The sequence below is a fragment of the Azospirillum melinis genome (genome assembly GCF_013340935.1).
Lineage (GTDB): Bacteria > Pseudomonadota > Alphaproteobacteria > Azospirillales > Azospirillaceae > Azospirillum > Azospirillum melinis.
The window spans coordinates 1-1,682 of the sequence record NZ_WHOS01000138.1; the positions used below are offsets into that span (position 1 = coordinate 1).

The 1,682-nt window shown below is 71.8% G+C and carries 1 protein-coding gene; it reads right to left on the reverse strand.

Annotation, left to right across the window (positions count from 1 at the left end):
* Positions 1–58: 58 nt before the first annotated feature.
* Positions 59–1,543: a VTT domain-containing protein gene (locus GBZ48_RS35770; RefSeq protein WP_343049811.1), complete on the reverse strand. Its 1,485-nt coding sequence runs from the start codon at positions 1,541–1,543 to the stop codon at positions 59–61.
* Between the last annotated feature and the right edge of the window lie 139 nt (positions 1,544–1,682).

Here is a 1,682-nt window from a genome sequence, read left to right on the forward strand (position 1 = left end):
GCGCGGGCTGCGCGCAACGCGGCGGCGATGCGCTGGACACGGTCGCGGCTGAAACGGATCACGGTTCCAAATTCCTTTCCTTTGGCCTTTCGTCAGCCCTGTCGTCCTGCCGGCCCGGCGTGTCGCCAACCCGATCCCGGCCGGAGCGTCCGAGAAGCCGGCTGGTCAGCCAGCCGAGCCCGATGGCCACCGCCGCCATTCCCGCCAGCAGGGCGAAGTCGGCGGCGCCGGGATTCTTTATGGTGCGCTCAAGCTGGTGCCCGAGCAGATTGAAGGCAAGGATGCCGGGTGCAAGACCGACCATGGTGCCGATCACAAAATCGCCGAAGCTCAGCTTCGAGGCGCCGGCGGCAAGATTGACCACGGTGTAGGGCGCAATCGGCACGGCGCGCACACCGGCCACCGCGGCGATGCCGCTGTCGGCCAGTTTTCCGTTGATGCGGGCGATCAGCGGCCCGCCATGGCGGTTCAGCAGGTCGCGTCCGGCGATCCGCCCGGTCCAGAACATCGCCGCCGCCGAGGCGACCGCCCCGGCCATGGCGGTGGGGAAGCCCCACCACGGTCCCATGACGATGGCGGTGGCGGCGATCATCACGGTCAGCGGGAACATGACGTAGCCGCCGGCGACATAGGCCAGCATCAGCCACAGCGGCGCCAGCGGGCTTTCGCCCAGGCTGTGGAAGGCCGACAGCACGGCATCCAGCGTCGCCCATTCGCTAAGCGCGGTGTAGCGCCACATGCCCCACAGCCCCAGCAGAGCCAGGAGTCCGGCCAGCGTCAGCCAGTGGCTGGTGCGCGGGATTCGCGACGGCAGCACGCGGCGGACGATCTCCACCGCGCCGACCGGATGTTCGGGATCGAAAACGCGGGCATCGGCCACCGCGGCGGCCAGCCCGTCCGGTTTGGGGTCGTGCAGCGGCTCCAGCGTGCGGCCGACCGGCTTGCGCAGCGACTCGATGGCTGCGGCGAGCGAGCCCAGCCGCCGGTGCGCCGCCGCCACCTCCGCCGCGGTGGAGCCCAGATGCTCGGCGATCAGGTCGTCGCGGGTGTGCAGGATGGCGCGGCGGGTGTCGGCATGCTCCGGCCCCGGCCCGGCCTCCAGCGCCAGGTCGCACTCGGTGTCGAGCCCCATGGAGCGGTTGTTCAGGTTGGCCGAGCCGATGCGCAGCAGCCGGTCGTCGACCACCATCACCTTGGCATGGACGGTGATGCAGGCGCCGCCGTCGGTCAGCGCCGCGAACAGGCGGAAGCGGCCATGGCGGTCGGCCTCGCGCAGTTCGCGGGTCAGCCGGGCGCGGGCGCCGAGCATGACGGTGTTCTCCAGCCAGCTGGTGGTGCGCACCGGGTTGACGACGATCACCTCCGGGCCGTCGGGCTCTGCCAGCCGGGCCTTCAGCGCCTCGGCCACCGCGGTCGAGGCGAAATACTGGCTTTCCAGATAAATGACGTCGCGCGCCGCGGCGATGGCCGCCAGATAGAGCGCCTCGACCTCGCGGATCTCGTCGCGCCCGTTGCAGGCGGGATCGGTGCGGGGGGGGGCCACGCCGCCGCCCCGCCGCAACGGGCCCGAAACCCGGCGGCCGGGGGGCGGGGGGCGGGGGGGGGGGGGGGGGCGGCGGGCTGCCCCCCCACCGGCTCCTTTAAACAAATCCCGGCCCCGCGGACCTACCAAGATATCGGTG